Raw genomic sequence first — 18,252 nt, 5'->3', positions numbered from 1 at the left:
GCCATCGGCCGCGCGGTCGTCATGGGCGCGGCGGCGCTGGAAGTTGCGCACTACCGCATCTCGCCCGAGGACGTGCCCGCCGAAAGCAGCCGGCTTACCGATGCGCTGGCGTCGGCGCAGCAGGAACTGCTGCTACTGGCCGATACCTTGCCGGCCGACGCGCCGCGCGAACTCGGCGCCATGCTCAACGTGCACAGCCTGCTGCTGGGCGACCCGTTGCTCGCCGAACAGACTCTGGCGCTGATCGCCGAACGTCATTACAACGCCGAATGGGCCTTGACGACGCAGGGGCAGATCCTGGGCCAGCAGTTCGATGCCATGGAAGACGAGTACCTGCGCGAGCGCGGGGCCGACGTGCGTCAGGTCATCGAACGGGTGCTGCATGTGCTGGCCGGTACCTCGGCGATCCTGCCCGACATGTCCCATATGGGGGGCGATGACGCGCTGGTGGTCGTGGCGCATGACATCTCGCCCGCCGACATGCTGCGTCTGCGTGGCGGCCGGTTCGCCGCCTTCGTGACGGACCTGGGCGGCCCGACCTCGCATACCGCCATCGTGGCGCGCAGCATGGCCGTGCCCGCGGTGGTGGCCATGGGCAACGTGCGCGAACTGGTTCGCGACGGCGACATGCTGATCATCGACGGCGCGGCCGGCGCGGTGATCGTCAATCCGTCCAATCGCATCCTCGATGAATACCGTCGCCGCCAGTCGGCCTATGCCGACGAGCGCGCCGAGCTGAGCTTGCTGCGCGACGAACCCTCGGTCACCCTGGACGGCATCGATATCGTCCTGCACGCCAATATCGAATTGCCGGATGAGGCCGCCCTGGCGCTGGCCTCGGGCGCGCACGGCATCGGCTTGTTCCGCAGCGAATTCCTTTTCATGGGGCGTCCGGACTTGCCGGGCGAAGAAGAGCAGTACGAGGCCTATTCTTCGGTGGTCAAGGTGATGGCCGGCCGGCCCGTCACGATCCGCACGCTGGACATCGGTTCGGACAAGACGCTGGACGGCGAGGCCACCGTGGCCACCAATCCCGCGCTCGGTCAGCGCGCCATCCGCTATTGCCTGGCGCGCCCGGAGATGTTCGCGACGCAGTTGCGCGCCATCCTGCGGGCATCGGCCCATGGGCCCGTGCGCCTGCTGATTCCGATGATCGCGCACATGCACGAGGTGGTGGCGACCAAGGCGGCCATCGAATCCGCGCGCCGCGAACTCGATGCGCGCGGCCAGGCCTATGCGCCCCAGATGGAAGTGGGCGCCATGGTCGAGGTGCCCGCCATCGCCATCGCCATCGAACCCTTCGCGCAGGCGCTGGATTTCCTGTCCATCGGCACCAACGACCTGATCCAGTACACGCTGGCGATCGATCGCGGCGACCACGACGTGGCGTCCCTGTACGATCCGCTGCATCCGGCGGTGCTGCGCCTGGTCGCGCACACCATCAATGCGGGTGAGCGGGCCGGGAAGCCGGTCGCCGTGTGCGGCGAGATGGCGGGGGACTCGCGCATGACCCGGCTGCTGCTGGGCCTGGGCCTGACCGAATTCTCCATGCATCCGCAGCAACTGCTGGACGTCAAGCGCGAGGTCCGGCGCGCGCACTCCAACGCCTTGCGCGTGAAGGTGGCGAGCGCCCTGAACCGTGCTCTGCCGGTGGACCTGGACACGCTGGACCTGGCCTGAGACGGTTCGCCGAGCCATGAAAAAAGGCGCCGGGGCGGTATGCCCCGGCGCCTTTTTGTCCATGCCCGCCGATGCCTTCCGGCGGGCTGGAGATTCCGCGTTCAGCTGTGGTAAGCCGATTCGCCGTGGCTGGTGACGTCCAGGCCTTCGCGCTCCTGATCTTCCGGCACGCGCATGCCGCACAGGGCGTTGGCGATCTTGTAGGCGATCCATGCCACCACGCCGGACCAGACGATGGTCAGCAGAACGCCTTCCAGCTGAACCCACAACTGATGGCCGATCATGCCGGGCTCGGCCAGGCCGGGGCCGCCGAGGATCTGCGCATTGAACACGCCGGTCAGCAGGGCGCCTACGATGCCGCCCACGCCGTGCACGCCGAACACGTCCAACGCGTCATCGGCGCGCAGCAGGCGCTTCAGGCCGTTGACGCCCCAGACGCAGACGATGCCGGCAATGACGCCGATGACCAGCGCGCCCACCGGGCCCACCAGGCCGGCGGCCGGGGTGATGCCGACCAGGCCGGCGACGGCGCCCGAGGCGGCGCCCAGCATCGAGGGCTTGCCCTTGACGGCCCATTCGGTGAACAGCCAAGCCAGTACGGCGCCTGCGGTCGCGATCATCGTGTTGAAGAAGGCCAGAGTGGCGTTTTCATTGGCGGCCAAGGCGGAACCGGCATTGAACCCGAACCAGCCCACCCACAGCAGCGCCGCGCCCACGAAGGTCATCGGTAGGTTGTGCGGCTGCATGGCTTCGCGGCCGTAGCCCACGCGCTTGCCCACAACATAAGCGCCCACCAGGCCGGCCACGCCGGCGTTGATGTGCACCACGGTGCCGCCGGCGAAGTCCAGCGCGCCCTTGGCGTTGAGCAGGCCCGGCGCCGTTTCGGACGCGAACCAGACCATGTGGGCGATCGGCACATAGGCGAAGGTGAACCAGATCACCGTGAACACCAGCACCGCCGAGAAGCGGGCGCGTTCGGCGAAGCTGCCGACGATCAGCGCGCAGGTGATGCCGGCGAACGTGGCCTGGAACGAGGCGAACAGCAGTTCGGTTAGCGAGTTCGACATGGCGTATTTGCCGTCGGACGGGGTGAACATGCCAGAGAAGAAGGCGCGCGACAGGCCGCCAAAGAAGGCGTTGCCCTCGGTGAACGCGAGGGAGTAGCCGTAGATGAACCAGAGCACCAGGCCCAGCACGAACGTGCACAGCACTTGCAGCAATACGGACAACACGTTCTTGCTGCGTACCAGGCCGCCATAGAACATCGCCAGACCGGGTACGGCCATCATCAATACAAGCAGGGTAGAGACGAGCAACCAGGAGATATCTGCTTTATCCATTTTCAGGCTCCATTGAGTCTTTATTTATTTACAGCGCAGCCTCGCCGGCCTCACCTGTTCTGATGCGAATCACTTGTTCCAGCGGCGCGGCGAAGATCTTGCCGTCGCCAATCTTGCCGGTGCGGGCTGCCTGTTCGATGGCTTCGATGACCTGATCGACCAGGTGGTCTGGCACGGCGGCTTCCACCCGCAGCTTGGGCAGGAAATCAACGGCGTATTCGGCGCCGCGATACAGCTCGGTATGGCCCTTCTGGCGGCCAAATCCCTTTACTTCGGTGACAGTCAGGCCCTGGACGCCGATCCCGGATAGAGCCACCCGCACTTCGTCGAGCTTGAAGGGCTTGATGATGGCGATGATGAGTTTCATGGCATTTCCTCTCATGGTTGCACGTTCGCTTCGACTATCAAGCAAATTCCATGCCATGTCAGGAATGGCTCAGTGGAGCAGTTTGGGGCGCTCAAGTTGTGCCTGATCGCACCAATTTGGTGCTTGATGCACCGCCGGACGGCTTCAAATTGGTGCGAAACGCGACCCCGTGGGGCAAGCAACAAAATATGTTTGCTGTTCGAGATTTGTAGCAAATTGATGCCGGTTTTATTGCGTTTTATGTTGGCATATGAGCCGTTTTCACTGACGGTCAACGAGGCGGCCGATCCTCGCTGAGCCTTGCTGGGCGGGCCTTTGGCGCAAATCGGCGAGTCTCCGGGGAGGCGCTGGCAACTGCTGGAATTGGCGGGATCGGCGCGGGCGCGTGATACGAGGGTTTACACCCGCCGGCTTGTTGTCCAGGAGCCGCTGCAGAAGAATCGATATCAGTTCAAGCCTGTCCCCGATGAGACGGGGCCGCAGGTGGAGTACTTCCGTTGTTGAAGTAACTCTCAAAAGAAAGCAGGAACGGGAAGGGGTAGCCATGAAGATCCACCGCAAGGCTTTCTGCATTCTGACCCTGGCCGCGTCGCTTGCCGCGCTGGCCGGCTGCGACAAGGCAGATAAGGCCGCCACGCCAGCCGCTCCTGCGTCTTCTTCCACTCCAGCTCCAGCGACACCGCCGCCTTCCTCGGCCGCGCCTCCCGCGGCTGCTGCGGCGCCAGCCGCCACAGCGTCCGTTCCGGCCGAATGCGAAGCCTACGTGGCCAAAATCAACGCCTGCATGGACAAGCTGGGCAGCGGCAATCCGGCTGCCGCTGCGATCAAGGAGCAGCTTGACGCTGCCAGGACGCAATGGGCGGCCGTCAGCGACAAGACGCAGCTGGCGGCGCAATGCAAGCAGTCGTCGGATACGTTCACGCAGTCGGCAAGCCAGATGGGTTGCCCGTAACGATGTTGGTAGGGGGTTGCCGCCATGGCAGCCCGGTTTTCTCCTGTGCTTTGAAGGGCGGTCACCGCATGCGGCCCGCCCTCTTTTTTTGGATCGAGGCGGCCCTTTTTTTCGCCGCTGGTCCAGAAACCGCGTTCCGACGCACTACACTTGAGTCATCAAGAACACAGTGAGGCCGCCATGAACAATCGCACCCAGTGGATGGAAGACATCCAGAAGAACATCTCCGACCTGATCGCCCGCAGTCCGGCCGCGGATGTGGAGCGCAATGTGCGCGCGATGATGACGCAGGCATTCTCCAAGCTGGATCTCGTCACGCGCGAGGAATTCGACATCCAGGCCGATCTGCTGGCGCGCACCCGCGCCCGGGTCGACCAGTTGGCCGCGCAGGTGCAGCAGCTGGAGTCGCGCTTGTCCGCGCTGGACAAGTAAGCCCACCGCCGGCCGCACCGCGGCCGGCATGGAATGTTTTCCGGAAACGGCCGCGATCAGCGGCCGTTTTGCATCTGACGCGCGGATCCGCGCCAGACAGGCGGGATGCTTTTGTCACGGCCGCCGCCGCGGCGGCCTCGCGTTTGCGGATACTGGCGGGCCCAGCTCTTACTAGGAGACCGCCTTGACGCTAGCCGTACTTGCCAGTCGCGCCCTGTGCGGCCTGGACGCCCATGCGGTGCGCGTCGAAACGCATCTGGGTCCGGGCCTGCCCAGCTTCAATGTGGTCGGCCTGCCCGACACCGAAGTGCGCGAAAGCCGGGAGCGCGTGCGTGCGGCCATCCTGAACAGCGGCTTCGAGTTCCCGCCCGGCAGGATCACCGTCAATCTTTCACCCGCTGACATCCCCAAGGAGTCCGGGCGTTTCGACTTGCCCATCGCCCTGGGCCTGCTGCTGGCCTCGGGCCAGTTGGCCGCGCCAGCGGACGTGCGCGATCCGGAGTCCCCCGTCCGGGATCCGGCGCTCGCCGGCCTGGTGCTGGCCGGCGAGCTGTCCCTGACCGGCGCCTTGGTGCCTGTCGCGGCGCCGCTCGTCATCGCGCTGAGCGTCGCCCGGGAGGCGCCCGGCGCTACGCTCATCCTGCCCGCAGGCAGCGCCGAGCAGGCCGCCTGGGTGCCGGAGCTGCGTGTATTGTCGGCGCGCACCCTGGCCGACGTGGCTGCGCACGCCGCCGGCGCCTGCCAACTGCCCGACGCTGTCCCCAGGCCCTGGCCGGCCGCTGCGGCCGGGCCATGCCTGTCGGATGTGCGGGGGCAGCCGGGCGCCCGGCGGGCCTTGGAGGTTGCCGCGGCGGGCGGCCATAGCCTTTTGATGATAGGGCCGCCGGGAGCAGGCAAGAGCATGCTGGCGGCACGCTTGCCGGGCCTGTTGCCGCCCCTGGCGCGCAGCGAGGCGCTGGAAGTGGCCGCCGTGGCCGCGCTGGCAGGCATGTCCGACGCGCCGGCAGGCCAGCCGCCGTTCCGGGCTCCCCACCACTCCGCCACGGCGGCGGCGCTGGTGGGCGGTGGCAGCCGTCCCCGTCCGGGCGAAATCAGCCTCGCGCACCATGGGGTGCTGTTCCTGGATGAGCTGCCTGAATTCAGCCGACGCACGCTGGAAGCGCTGCGCGAGCCGCTGGAGACGGGCAGGGTGGTCATCGCGCGCGCCCTGCGGGCGGCGCAGTTTCCCGCCCGTTTCCAGTTGGTGGCGGCGATGAATCCGTGTCCTTGCGGCTGGCGGGGGCATCCGGGGCGCCCCTGCGCCTGCACGCCGGACCAGGTAGCGCGCTACGCAGGCAAGATATCGGGTCCTTTGCTGGACCGCATCGACCTGCATGTGGCCTTGCCGCCATCCGACCCTGAATGGATGGGCAAGCCGCCGGGGGAGGCTTCCGGCCCGGTCCGCGAGCGCGTGGCGCGGTGCCGAGCGCGCCAGTTGGCCCGCCAGGGCAAGCCGAACGCCGCGCTCGCGGGGACAGAGCTGGACGAGCATTGCCGGTTGGATGACGAAGGCCAGGCCTTGCTGCTGCAGGCCATGCGCCGCCTGGCCGGTTCGGCCCGGGCCATGCACCGGGCGCTGCGGGTGGCGCGCACGATAGCCGACCTGGAAGGGGAGGACGCCCTGGGCGCCCGCCACATCGCCCAGGCGGTGCAGTACCGGCGGCCAGGCGTATGATGGGGCGGCCTCCCGGCTTGTGGGCCGTGCGCACGCCAAGCCGGGCGACTCGACAAAATACGGGAAATCACCATATAATCAAAGGCTTTCCCGGATCTGGGTCAGATTTGATCCGTTCGGGGAGAGTCCGCCTGGCAGCAATGCTGGCGGGGGATACCTAAGAAGTACCCCAAGAAGTACCCCAAGAAGTGGCAACAGGTCTCCAAGTTTTGCCGCCATGGAAGGTTTCATCGGCCGTCCATGCGTCAAGCACCTGGCGTCATGCATATCAACAATGAGTGTTTAGTTTAGGGAATCAACATGCCCAAGATGAAAACCAAGAAAAGCGCCTCCAAGCGCTTTAAGGTTCGCGGCAGCGGCTCCATCAAGCGTGGTCAGGCGTTCAAGCGTCACATCCTGACCAAGAAGACCACCAAGGCCAAGCGTCAACTGCGCGGCTCGACGGCGGTTCATGAATCCAACGTGGCCTCCGTCAAGGCCATGATGCCTTTCGCTTGATCTAAGGGAGATCTACTATGCCTCGCGTCAAACGCGGCGTAACTGCCCGCGCACGTCACAAGAAAGTCATTGCCGCCGCCAAGGGTTACCGTGGCCGCCGCGGTAATGTGTTCCGTATTGCCAAGCAAGCAGTCATGCGCGCTGGCCAATACGCCTACCGCGACCGTCGTAACAAGAAGCGCACGTTCCGTGCTCTGTGGATCACGCGTATCAACGCCGCCGTCCGCGAACATGGCGTCAGCTACAGCGTGTTCATCGCCGGCCTGAAGAAGGCTTCGATCGAACTCGACCGCAAGGTCCTGGCCGACCTGGCCGTGCGCGACAAGGCCGGCTTTGCCGCCATCGTGCAGCAAGCCAAGGCTGCCTTGGCTGCCTGATCGCGCTTTAACTCATCGCGCATCGCTGCAAACGGGGCTGTAATGGCCCCGTTTGCGTTTTGAAGGCTGGATTTCATGACTCTAATGGTTGACGACCTGGTCTCCCAGGCGCAAGAACGTTTCGCCGCGGCCACGGATGCCGCCGCGCTGGAAAATGCAAAGGCTCGGTTCCTGGGCAAGGAAGGCGCGCTGACGGTGCTGCTCAAAGCCCTCGGCAAGCTCGATCCCGAGCAGAAGCGCGAGATGGGCGCCCGGATCAATCAGGCCAAGCAGAAGGTCGAAGAGCTTCTGAACCTGCGCCGCGCCGCGCTGGTTCAGGCCGAGCTGGACGCCCGCCTGGCATCCGAAACCATAGACGTCACCCTCCCGGGCCGCGGTCGCGCGCCGGGTGGTATCCATCCGGTGATCCGGACCTGGGAGCGCGTGGAAGAGATCTTCCGCTCCATAGGCTTCGACGTGGCCGATGGCCCCGAAGTGGAAAACGACTGGACCAATTTCACCGCATTGAACAGCCCGCTGGACCATCCCGCGCGTTCCATGCACGACACGTTCTACGTCGACATGCAGGACGCGGAAGGTCAGCCGCTGTTGCTGCGCACGCACACCAGCCCCATGCAGGTGCGCTACGCGCGCATGCACAAGCCGCCCATCAAGGTCATCGCGCCGGGACGTACCTACCGCGTCGACAGCGACGCCACGCACTCGCCCATGTTCCACCAGGTGGAAGGGCTCTGGATCGCCGAGGACATCTCGTTTGCCGACCTGAAGGGCGTGTACACCGATTTCCTGCGCTGCTTCTTCGAAACCGACGATCTGGCCGTGCGTTTCCGCCCGTCGTTCTTCCCGTTCACGGAGCCGTCCGCCGAAATCGACATGATGTTCACCTCGGGCCCGAACCGCGGCCGCTGGCTGGAGATTTCCGGCTCGGGCCAGGTGCATCCGCAAGTGGTACGCAACTTCGGCCTCGACCCTGAACGCTACATCGGCTTTGCCTTCGGTTCGGGGCTCGAGCGCCTGACCATGTTGCGCTACGGCGTCAACGATCTGCGCCAGTTCTACGAAGGCGATTTGCGCTTCCTGCGCCAGTTCAACGAATAACAGACGGCTGATCATGCAATTTCCCGAATCCTGGCTGCGTACGCTGGTCAACCCCGCGATCGCCACCGAAGAACTCGCGCACCGGCTCACCATGGCCGGCCTGGAAGTCGAAGACACCGTGCCCGCCGCGCCCGCCTTCAGCGGCGTGGTGGTGGGCCATATCGTCGAAATCGCGCCGCATCCGGACGCCGACAAGCTGCGCGTCTGCAAGGTCGACGACGGCTCCGGCGAACTGCTGCAAATCGTGTGCGGCGCGCCCAACGCCGCCGCCGGCCTGAAGGTGCCGCTCGCCCGCGTTGGCGCCGAACTGCCTGGCGGCATGAAGATCGGCGTGGCCAAGATGCGCGGTGTGCAGTCCTCGGGCATGTTGTGCTCGGCCCGCGAACTGGGCCTGTCGCAAGATCATGCAGGCCTCCTGGAACTGCCCGTCGATATGACGCCGGGCCAGTCGATCCGCGAGGCGCTGGACCTGGACGACACGCTCTTCACCTTGAAGATGACGCCTAACCGCGCCGACTGCCTGTCCATCCTGGGCGTAGCGCGCGAAGTCGCCGCCCTGACTGGCGCGCCGCTGTCCGTGCCCACCGCCGTCGCCGTGCCCGTCACGCTGGACGAGCGCCTGCCCGTCAAGGTCGAAGCGCCTGAGCTGTGCGGCCGTTTCGGCGGCCGCGTGATCCGTGGCGTCAACGCCCGCGCTGCGACGCCCGGCTGGATGAAGACGCGCCTGGAACGCGCCGGTCAACGCTCGCTATCGGCGTTGGTGGACATCTCCAACTACGTCATGCTCGAACTGGGCCGTCCGTCGCACGTGTTCGACCTGGACAAGATCCGCGGCGACCTCAGCGTACGCTGGGCCCGCGAAGGCGAGACGCTTGAACTCTTGAACGGCCAGACCGTCACGCTGGATTCGACGGTCGGCGTGGTGGTTGCTGGCGATCAGGTGGAAAGCCTGGCCGGCATCATGGGCGGCGAAGCCACCTCGGTCACGCTCGACACCCGCAACATCTATCTGGAAGCCGCGTTCTGGTGGCCGCAGTCGCTTGCCGGCCGCGCGCGCCGCTACAAGTTCAGCTCGGAAGCCAGCCACCGCGGCGAGCGCGGCGTGGACTTTGCCACCATCCCCGAGCACATCGAATTCATCACGCGCCTGATCATCGACATCTGCGGCGGCGAAGCCGGCCCGCTGGACGACCAGATCGTCAACCTGCCCAAGCGCGAGCCCGTGCGCATGCGCCTGGCGCGTTGCCACCGCGTGCTGGGCGTGCCCGTCACTCAGGCCGAAGTCGCCAAGATCTTCGGTAGCCTGGGCCTGGACTTCAAGGTCGAGGGCGATGACTTCATCGTTACGCCGCCGTCCTACCGCTTCGACCTGGAGCTTGAAGAAGACCTGATCGAAGAAGTGGCCCGCATCTACGGTTTCGAGAACATTCCCGTGGAGCCGCCCATGGCGCGCGCCAAGATGTTCTCGCAGCCGGAGATCCGCCGCGGCGCTCACGCGCTGCGCCGCCTGGCCGCCGCGCAGGACTACCAGGAAGTCGTGAACTACAGCTTCGTCGAAGCCGACTGGGAACGCGACTACGCCGGCAACGAAACGCCGGTGCGTTTGGTCAATCCCATCGCCAGCCATCTGTCCGTCATGCGCTCCAGCCTGATCGGCAGCCTGGTCGCCAACATCCGCCACAATGCCAATCGCAAGCAGTCGCGCGTGCGCCTGTTCGAATTGGGCCGCGTGTTCACGCGTGATGCGTCCGTTCAGGATGGTCCGCTGGAAGTGGCGGGCGTGCGCCAGCCGATGAGGCTTGCGGGCGCAGCTTGGGGCCCGGCCCTGGAAGAGCAGTGGGGCGTGGCGACGCGCCAAGTGGACTTCTACGACGTGAAGATGGATGTCGAGGCGCTATTCGGCGCGCGCGGCAGCCGTCTGCGTTTCGAACCCGCGGCGCATCCCGCATTGCATCCGGGCCGCAGCGCCCGCATCGAACTCGACGGCAAGCACGTTGGCTGGATCGGCGAACTGCATCCGCGCTGGGCCCAGCAAGCCGACCTGGCGCACGCGCCGGTCGTGTTCGAACTGGACGCCGCAGCCTTGTCCGAAGGTGAATTGCCGCAGGTGCGCGAGCTGTCGCGCCAGCCCGTGGTGGTGCGCGACCTGGCGCTGTGGGTCGACGCCGACGTGTCCGCGCAGTCCATGCTCGACACCGTCTTCGCGGCCGTCAAGGCTGATCCGCAGCTGGCTGTGGTGCAGGATGCGCGCCTGTTCGACGTGTGGCGCGAGAAGTCCCAAGGCAGCGAGCCCGTCACCGAGAAAAGCCTTGCTTTCCGTTTCTGGCTACAGGACACTGAGGTCACACTGGACGAAGCCCGCGTGGCGGATTGCCTGGCACGCATCAAGGAAGCCTTGGTGGCTGCGCATGGCGCGCGCCAACGTGCTTGAACCATGGGGAACAGTATGCTTGCTGCCGAGCCGCGCACTCTGACCAAGGCTGAGCTGGCCGAACTGCTCTTCGAGCGGGTCGGCCTGAACAAGCGCGAAGCCAAGGATATCGTCGATACCTTCTTCGAGGAAATCCGCGATGCCCTGGCGCGCGGAGATTCCGTCAAGCTCTCCGGCTTTGGCAATTTCCAGGTGCGCGACAAGCCGCCGCGCCCTGGCCGCAATCCCAAGACCGGCGAGACCATCCCCATCGCCGCGCGCCGCGTGGTCACCTTCCACGCGAGCCAGAAGCTCAAGAGCGTGGTGGAGCAGGCCGCGCCCGCAGCATCCGACGCCGAGGAGTGATACGCTTTGTCGGCAATTGTTATCGGCACCTGACGCATCGCGGCATAAAATCCCCTTATGACACGTACCGAATCCACCGTTACCTTACCGCCCATTCCCGCCAAGCGTTACTTCACTATCGGTGAAGTCAGCGACCTGTGTGGCGTCAAGCCCCATGTCTTGCGGTATTGGGAACAGGAATTCACGCAGCTCAAGCCGGTGAAGCGGCGCGGCAACCGCCGCTACTACCAGCATCACGAAGTGCTGCTGATCCGCCGCATCCGTTCCCTGCTGTATGAGCAAGGCTTCACGATCAGCGGCGCGCGCAATCGCCTGGGCGACGCGCGCGACGTGCCGCACGATCAGGACGCGGCAGTGCGCCTGTCGGGCGCGGAGATGCAAGCCCTGCGCAACGAGCTGGGCAACGTCTCGACGATGCTGGCCGAAGCCTTGGGCACGGCGGCAAACGTTGCTGGCGCAAGCGCCAGCAACGCCAGCCCTGCGGCCTGAACATCGGCGCATCGTCTTCCCCATATTGTTTGAATGCAGTACCTGCAACGCGCGGCGCAAGCCGCGCTTTGCATTGAGCAGTGCTTCGCGCTGCGTTCATCGATGCGCATGCGATTGATGCAATCGATGAACGCAGCGCGAAAATTTTTTGAGTATTCAGCACTTTTTTTGCACGAATGCGTGCAAACAATTTTTTGTTCTGCTATACTCTTTTTCTTTCGGGGCGTAGCGCAGCCTGGTAGCGCACTTGCATGGGGTGCAAGGGGTCGCGAGTTCGAATCCCGCCGTCCCGACCAGTAGTTCCAAAGGCCGTCAGTGAGAAATCACTGACGGCCTTTTCATTTGTTGGCGCTGATTTCAGCACGCGTTGCGCGAATGGCTGATAACAAAAGCCACCGTAAAAAAACGGCGCCCGAGTACAGCGCCAACCACGGAAAAACAGTATTGAAAAAGCCACCCGCAGGTGGCTTTGTTTTCTTCCGATCAGTGCCGATACTCCAGATGGATCAGCGGGTAGGGCCTGCCCTGATCATCAAGCGGCGAACGGCCCGTGCGCTTGAAGCCCATCCTTTCATAGAAGCCCACCGCCTGGCCGTTCTGTTCATTGACGTCCGTCGTCATGTTGGGATGGAGCGAGAGGCCGTGCCGCACCAGCGCGGCGCCTATGCCGGTTCCGCGGCAGGCGGGATCGACGAACAGCGCCTGCATGTGGCCGTTGTCGATCAGCATGAATGCCTGCGGATGGTCGCGGGCGTCGACCGCTAGCCAGAGCGGGACTTGGGGGAGAAAACCGCACACCATCTCGTCGATCGCCTGGCGATCCTCGGGTGATAGAAAGTCGTGCGTGGCGTCGACCGCGTTGCGCCAGATTTCGACGGCGCGTGCGCCTTCGTCGGGGCGGGAGGTTCTTATCGTAATCATCGGCGCAGCGTATTTGATTTCCTTTTGCAGCGTCAAATTGACGACGATCGGTTCCGTACCTGAATGGTATAAGTGCACGGCAGCGCAATTGAGGTGCGCTTGAGGGTCATTGATAACCAGGCGGTCTGCGGATGAAAGTCATGAGAAGTCTTGCGGTACTCCTTTTGCTGACGCTACAGGCGGCCTGCGCCGTTGCCGAAACGCAGGCGGACGCGTCGACCACGCGCGTGGTACAGGGCGGCCGCTGGACCGATGGCGCGGCCACGGGCGCGTACCGGATCGTGGTGGAAGAGGTCGGGTTCGAGCATGTCAGCTGCCGCGTACGGATTCAATGGGTCGCGTCCGCGGCCTCTGGACGTCCCGCCAAGCTCGTTGCGGAACAGACCTTCGTGGAACTCTCGACCACGTTCTGGAGTTGCGGGCAGGGCAAGCAGAGCGTGGTTGTCGCCGGCCATGTGCTGCAAGTGCAGGCCACGCACGCGTATTCCGGCGAGCCATGCACGTTCACGGCAAAGCTTGGCAAGCCGGGCCGATATCAATACGCAGGGTGCGGCAACGAGGAGCCGGCGCCGAAGACCGGTGGTTGAAACGCTCGCTGCGCCGATGCGTCGCGCGCGCACGTCGGGGTTTCGCAGGCTGGCGCGCGGCTTGGGTAAGATAAAGCCCACTCTTTGACATGCTTACCTGATGCCTCCATTCCAACGCACGTCCCTGCTCAAAAGAATATGCGCCAGCAAGATCACGCTCTTGCTGATCGCCTGCAATATCGCGGTGTACGGCGTGGCGGGCTTCGTGGACACGCGCGCGTTCGAGAGCCTGAGCCAAACCTCGTTCCTGATCGACTGGGGCGGCAACGTGCCGGCGTTGACGTTGTCGGGCGAGTATTGGCGCTTGTTCACCAGCATGTTCCTGCACATCGGTTTTCTGCATCTGGCAATCAACATGCTGGCGCTGTGGTCGCTGGGGATCATTCTGGAAGCGCGCATGCGTTCCTGGGTGTTCCTGGGCGTGTATCTGCTATCGGGCCTGTGCGGCAGCCTGGTCACCGCGCTATGGCATCGCGACGATTTTTTCCTGAGCTGCGGGGCGTCCGGCGCGATCCTGGGAATTTTCGGGGCGGCCATCGTTTATGGCCTGCATGACCGGCGCATGGGCCGGCCGCACATCCCGCCTGGCAATCTGTTGTTGAGTCTGGTGCTGACCTTTGGCGCGGGCTTCGCGTTTGACGTCGACAATGCGGCGCACCTGGGCGGCTTGCTCGCGGGCGCGCTGCTCGCGGGCATCGCGCTGTATGCCGAGTGCTTGCGGCCTAGGACGGCGACAGTGGTCCTGGTCGCCACCGGCGCGCTCAGCGCCGCAGCGCTGGCTGCGGTGACTCTAAGCAATCATGACCGCGGCATGCAGGAGCAGCTTGCCGCCGCGCAGTTTGGGCGCACGCTGGGAAAAATGGGATTGCTGGGCCCGGGCCAGGCGCTGTGGAAAGCGCCGTCATTGGATGAGTGCATCGCCGGTGCGTTGTCAGCCGCCGCGCGCGACGGATCACAAACGCCGGATCTGCGTAGCTGTGCGAAACCGGGCGACAGGGACCAGGCTCTGTTGGCAAGGTTCATGCCGCTGCAGTACCAAAGCTGCCATGCGCAGATCGCAGGGTTGCGCAAACTCTACACGGATGCCGCCATGCAAGAGGCATTGACCGCCGCGGACCAGTACTGCGGAATGCAAACACGGATCTATGGCGCGGTCTTTCAAGCAGACGGCGGCGAACTCGATCCGGAAAAGGCGCGCGAGGCGCGTTTGAAGATGAACTTCCTGCTCGACGAGAGGGGAATGTACCGGACGGATTCAGCACAACTGCAGGCGCAGGCAAACGCCCTGAAGCGCATGCTCCGCCGGCCGGGCGAGCTGGCCTTGGCGATCATCGGGCGCTCGGGTTGCCCGTACTGGAGTTGCGCGAGGTAGCGCGTGCCGCGCTTCACACAAGGCGGCGGCTAGGGTCCGCGACATGGGTCGTGACGATGTCGATAAACCGCTCGAGCGGCGCCGACTGGTTGTCGGCCCGCCAGACCAGCTCCCAATGCTGGACCACGTCCAGATCGGGCAGTTCCTTGAAGGCAACGGTGGGCGGCGCGGCGCGCGTGGCCGAGTCGGGCAGAACGGTGCAGCCCAAACCCGCGGCGACCAGGGTGAGCATTGATCCGACATCCACGCCCTGTATCGATGAGCGGGGCACGAATCCAGCCTTGAAAAAGCAATGAATCAGTCTGTCGTGCCAGACGGGCGCCGCATTGCGCGGCAGCCAGATGAAGTCCCGGCCGGCAAGTTCTCGCAAGGACGTCGGGCCGCCATTGTCCCATTGCCAGTCCGCGGGATAGGCGACCAGCATCTTTTCGGAATAGATGGGGATGCCTTTGAACGCGGGATCGTCGAGCGGCCTGAATAGCGTGAATCCCGCATCCAGCCTGCCCGTGGGCAGAAGTTCGATCTGCGCATCCGAAAGCAGATGACTGAGCGTCAACGAGACCCCCGGGGCCTCGCGGCGGAATAGCCGCAGCGCATCGGCGAGCAAGGAATGCAACGTCAGCATGACGGGCAGGGCGATGGTCAGGTGCCCGATCTCGCCGCGTCCCGCGCGCTGCGCGCGCTCCATTGCCGCGGTCGCATCGCCCAGCAGGCGGTTCGCGTCCAGGAGTAACTGCTTGCCCGCTTCGGTCAGATGGACGCCGCGGGTGGTCCGTTCAAAAACAGCGGTGCCCAGCTCTTCTTCCAATGCCTGGATCTGCCGAGTCAATGCCGGTTGGGCGATATGCACCAACTGAGCCGCGAGGCTGATGCTGCCGCGTTCGGCGACGGCAACGAAGTAACGCAATTGCCGCAGATCCATGGCTATACCTTATTAGTATGACGGGCATCGTTAAATAGCATTTTACGGCATGGTTGGGGTGTCTCTACCATTCGGGCGGTAGTGAACCTGTGTAGACAAAAAAACTTCAATAACGAAGATTCAAGCCCATGCCACAGAAAATCCTTGATCAGTTGTCCGCGGACGCCGCCAGGTACAGGCAAATCCGGCACGACCTGCACGCGCATCCAGAATTAGGCTTTGAGGAACACCGGACGGCGGAGGTCGTTTGCGAGGAACTGCGCCGGCTCTCCATCGGATTCCACACCCACATCGGACGCACCGGCGTGGTCGGATTCATTCCCGGCCGGGAAACGAGCAGCGGGCGGGCGATAGGCCTGAGAGCCGACATGGACGCACTCCCCATCCGCGAATGCACGGGGCTGGGGTACGCGTCAGCCGATGACGGAAAGATGCACGCCTGTGGCCACGACGGCCACGTCGCCATGCTGTTGGCCGCCGCCGCTTATCTGCAGCGCACCCGGAATTTCAATGGCGTGGTCTATCTGGTTTTCCAACCCGGAGAGGAGGGGCACAACGGTGGGTTGGAAATGGTCAAGGATGGACTGTTCGAGCGGTTTCCCATTGAAGAGATATATGCGCTTCACAACTGGCCGGCGTTGCCCCTGGGGACGGTATCGATTCCGGTCGGGCCTGTCATGGCGGCGTCCGACCGCATCACGATCCGGATCCGGGGCAAGGGCGGCCACGGGGGGATTGCGCCTCAACGAACGGTAGACCCGGTTCTGATCGCCGGCCATGTCATCGTTGCGGCGCACTCCATCGTGAGCCGCAACCTGGACCCGCTGGATGCCGGCGTGCTCAGCCTATGCGCCGTGGCGGGTGGCAATCTGGCCGGCTTCAACGTCATTCCGGACGAGGTGGTGCTTACGGGCACCGCCAGATCGTTGCGGCCGGAAGTTCAGCATGTCCTGCAGGCCCGCCTGCGGGAAACCGTGGAAAGCGTCGCGAGAGGGCTGGGCGGATCGGCGACCCTGGACTATGAGCCGAACGTGCCGGCCACGGTCAATACGGAACCGCAGACCCGCTTGGCCAGGCTGGCGGCGCAGGACGTGGTGGGCGAACAGCATGTTGTCCGGCATCCGGTGCCCAGCCTGGGCGGGGAGGATTTCGCCTATATGCTGCGCGAGCGGCCCGGGGCGTATCTGCACCTGGGCACGGGCGATCCGGATCATGCGCATGGGCTGCACACCTCGCACTTCGATTTCAACGACGCCGCCATTCCCATTGGAAGCGCGGTGCTTTCCCGGATAGCCGAAAGAGCGCTGCCGCTGGACAACAACAACTAGGTAGCAGTTGGGAGGAGACTAGACATGAAAAATGCAAAAAAGAAGAGCGCCCCGCGATGGCTGCAATTGACGGCGGCGATATTTGGCAATGCGCTCGAATGGTATGACTTCGGCGTGTTCGCGGCGATGGCGTTCATCATTGCCAAGGTGTTCTTTCCGGAAGCGGGCGAACATACCGCGCTGCTGCTGACGCTGGCGACCTTCGGAGTCGGTTTCGTCACGCGCCCGATAGGCGGCATTGCTATTGGCATGTACGCGGACCGCAAAGGCAGGAAGTCGGCGCTGCAACTGATCATTGCATTGATGACGGTGTCCTTGCTCATCATGGTCTTTACGCCTTCGTATGCGACCATAGGCGTCGCCGCGCCCATCCTGATCGTGCTGGCCCGCCTGATGCAGGGGATTGCGACCGGCGGCGAGTTTGCATCGTCCACCGCCTATCTGGTGGAAGCCGCGCCCAGGAACAAGAAGGGACTCTATGGCGCGTGGCAGATGTTCGGCCAGAATCTCGCCAATCTGGGAGGCGCCGCCACGGGGTTTCTGCTGACATCGATTTTCACCGAGCAGCAGTTGCTCGATGGCATGTGGCGCATTCCGTTTGTCGTGGGACTGCTGATCGCGCCGCTGGGATGGTGGATCCGGCGCTATCTGGACGAGCCCGAAGAGTCCGCGGCGTCGCTGCGCAAGGGGGAGACGGTCAGCCTGGCAGCCATGCTGGGCCGTTATCCGCGGTCCATCGCAGCCACGCTGTGCCTGACCACGTGCGCCACGGCCTCCGTCTATACATTCATCATCTATCTGCCGACTTTCGTGACCCGGCAGTTCGGCTTCGCGCTGCATGACGCCTTCACCGCGCAGGCCATCGGGCTGCTGGCGCTGATCGTCATCATTCCAATTTCCGGCGCGATTTCGGATCGCCGTGGAAGAAAGCCGGTGATGCTGTCGTTTCTGCTGCCCTACGCGATATTGATGTATCCACTGTTCTCGTGGGTGCAGTCGACGCCGACCTTGCCGAATCTGATCGTCGCATTCACCGTGCTGAGCATACTGCTGGGCGGCTTTCTCGGACCGTTCGCGACGGCGCTCGGAGAACAGTTTCCGACTAACGTGCGCTCGGCCGGGTTGGCGGTTTGCTACAACATCGCCGTCATGATTTTTGGCGGATTCGCCCAGTTCATCGTCACCTGGCTGATCCAGGTCACGGGGATATCGCTGGCGCCCGTGTTCTACAGCCTTGCAGGGGGCGTGCTCGGTGTACTGGGCTGTTTGTTGATACGGCCTGCCGATGATGCCAGGCAGGCGGCTCAGGAGTTGCCTGGACGGATGGCGCAGCGCGGATCAGTGGCGTGATATGCCGCGCGCAGACAGCAAGAAACGGGACGACAAGGCGCGCTCGCCT

General features: G+C 64.3%; 18 protein-coding genes and 1 tRNA gene. 15 read left to right on the top strand and 4 right to left on the bottom strand.

Annotated elements, in window-relative coordinates:
* Positions 1–21: 21 nt before the first annotated feature.
* Positions 22–1,680, top strand: a complete 1,659-nt coding sequence (gene ptsP, locus FOC84_RS01570; protein WP_254242064.1) for a phosphoenolpyruvate--protein phosphotransferase — start codon at positions 22–24, stop codon at positions 1,678–1,680.
* A 101-nt stretch (positions 1,681–1,781) separates the two neighbouring features.
* On the opposite strand, the gene amt is transcribed toward ptsP, so the two are convergent.
* A complete protein-coding gene (gene amt / locus FOC84_RS01565) occupies positions 1,782–3,020 on the bottom strand; it encodes an ammonium transporter (RefSeq protein WP_173142884.1) in 1,239 nt (412 codons plus the stop codon).
* A gap of 28 nt (positions 3,021–3,048) precedes the next feature.
* Entirely contained in the window at positions 3,049–3,387 is a 339-nt protein-coding gene (locus tag FOC84_RS01560; protein WP_006218735.1) for a P-II family nitrogen regulator, read from the bottom strand.
* A gap of 544 nt (positions 3,388–3,931) precedes the next feature.
* Between FOC84_RS01560 and FOC84_RS01555 the strand changes: the two genes are divergently transcribed.
* The 10 genes from FOC84_RS01555 (at position 3,932) to FOC84_RS01510 (ending at position 12,019) form a co-directional block, all read left to right on the top strand.
* A complete protein-coding gene (locus FOC84_RS01555; RefSeq protein ID WP_173142883.1) occupies positions 3,932–4,339 on the top strand; it encodes a DUF5339 family protein in 408 nt (135 codons plus the stop codon).
* Between the two features lie 180 nt (positions 4,340–4,519).
* Positions 4,520–4,771: an accessory factor UbiK family protein gene (locus FOC84_RS01550; protein ID WP_173142882.1), complete on the top strand. Its 252-nt coding sequence runs from the start codon at positions 4,520–4,522 to the stop codon at positions 4,769–4,771.
* Between the two features lie 184 nt (positions 4,772–4,955).
* Positions 4,956–6,485: a YifB family Mg chelatase-like AAA ATPase gene (locus tag FOC84_RS01545; RefSeq protein WP_173142881.1), complete on the top strand. Its 1,530-nt coding sequence runs from the start codon at positions 4,956–4,958 to the stop codon at positions 6,483–6,485.
* 300 nt (positions 6,486–6,785) lie between these two features.
* Positions 6,786–6,983 carry a 50S ribosomal protein L35 gene (gene rpmI / locus FOC84_RS01540; RefSeq protein ID WP_006218740.1) on the top strand — a complete coding sequence of 66 codons (198 nt, stop codon included), beginning with the start codon at positions 6,786–6,788 and terminating at the stop codon, positions 6,981–6,983.
* A gap of 17 nt (positions 6,984–7,000) precedes the next feature.
* Positions 7,001–7,360: a 50S ribosomal protein L20 gene (rplT, locus tag FOC84_RS01535; protein WP_006218741.1), complete on the top strand. Its 360-nt coding sequence runs from the start codon at positions 7,001–7,003 to the stop codon at positions 7,358–7,360.
* Between the two features lie 75 nt (positions 7,361–7,435).
* A complete protein-coding gene (pheS, locus tag FOC84_RS01530; RefSeq protein WP_173142880.1) occupies positions 7,436–8,458 on the top strand; it encodes a phenylalanine--tRNA ligase subunit alpha in 1,023 nt (340 codons plus the stop codon).
* Between the two features lie 13 nt (positions 8,459–8,471).
* Positions 8,472–10,889: a phenylalanine--tRNA ligase subunit beta gene (gene pheT, locus FOC84_RS01525; protein ID WP_173142879.1), complete on the top strand. Its 2,418-nt coding sequence runs from the start codon at positions 8,472–8,474 to the stop codon at positions 10,887–10,889.
* Between the two features lie 3 nt (positions 10,890–10,892).
* Positions 10,893–11,234 carry an integration host factor subunit alpha gene (locus tag FOC84_RS01520; RefSeq protein WP_042792972.1) on the top strand — a complete coding sequence of 114 codons (342 nt, stop codon included), beginning with the start codon at positions 10,893–10,895 and terminating at the stop codon, positions 11,232–11,234.
* A 57-nt stretch (positions 11,235–11,291) separates the two neighbouring features.
* A complete protein-coding gene (locus FOC84_RS01515) occupies positions 11,292–11,723 on the top strand; it encodes a MerR family transcriptional regulator (RefSeq protein ID WP_173142878.1) in 432 nt (143 codons plus the stop codon).
* A gap of 219 nt (positions 11,724–11,942) precedes the next feature.
* Positions 11,943–12,019, top strand: a tRNA-Pro gene (locus FOC84_RS01510).
* A 187-nt stretch (positions 12,020–12,206) separates the two neighbouring features.
* Here the strand turns inward: FOC84_RS01510 and FOC84_RS01505 are convergent.
* Positions 12,207–12,644, bottom strand: coding sequence for an acetyltransferase (locus FOC84_RS01505; RefSeq protein WP_173149907.1), 438 nt, complete (start codon positions 12,642–12,644; stop codon positions 12,207–12,209).
* Between the two features lie 131 nt (positions 12,645–12,775).
* Here FOC84_RS01505 and FOC84_RS01500 point away from each other — a divergent pair, with 131 nt between their 5' ends.
* Together FOC84_RS01500 and FOC84_RS01495 are read left to right on the top strand one after the other, a co-directional pair.
* Positions 12,776–13,231 carry a hypothetical protein gene (locus FOC84_RS01500; protein WP_173142877.1) on the top strand — a complete coding sequence of 152 codons (456 nt, stop codon included), beginning with the start codon at positions 12,776–12,778 and terminating at the stop codon, positions 13,229–13,231.
* Between the two features lie 160 nt (positions 13,232–13,391).
* Positions 13,392–14,603: a rhomboid family intramembrane serine protease gene (locus FOC84_RS01495; RefSeq protein WP_173142876.1), complete on the top strand. Its 1,212-nt coding sequence runs from the start codon at positions 13,392–13,394 to the stop codon at positions 14,601–14,603.
* Between the two features lie 13 nt (positions 14,604–14,616).
* On the opposite strand, the gene FOC84_RS01490 is transcribed toward FOC84_RS01495, so the two are convergent.
* Positions 14,617–15,525, bottom strand: a complete 909-nt coding sequence (locus FOC84_RS01490) for a LysR family transcriptional regulator (RefSeq protein ID WP_173142875.1) — start codon at positions 15,523–15,525, stop codon at positions 14,617–14,619.
* Positions 15,526–15,653: 128 nt separating this feature from the next.
* On the opposite strand from FOC84_RS01490, the gene FOC84_RS01485 reads away from it, so the two are divergent.
* Entirely contained in the window at positions 15,654–16,853 is a 1,200-nt protein-coding gene (locus FOC84_RS01485; RefSeq protein ID WP_173142874.1) for an amidohydrolase, read from the top strand.
* Positions 16,854–16,877: 24 nt separating this feature from the next.
* Positions 16,878–18,203, top strand: coding sequence for an MFS transporter (locus FOC84_RS01480; RefSeq protein ID WP_173142873.1), 1,326 nt, complete (start codon positions 16,878–16,880; stop codon positions 18,201–18,203).
* Positions 18,204–18,252: the final 49 nt, after the last annotated feature.

Origin of the sequence: Achromobacter pestifer (genome assembly GCF_013267355.1) — a bacterium.
Lineage (GTDB): Bacteria > Pseudomonadota > Gammaproteobacteria > Burkholderiales > Burkholderiaceae_B > Achromobacter > Achromobacter pestifer_A.
This window is presented reverse-complemented; position numbering and strand designations above follow the sequence as displayed.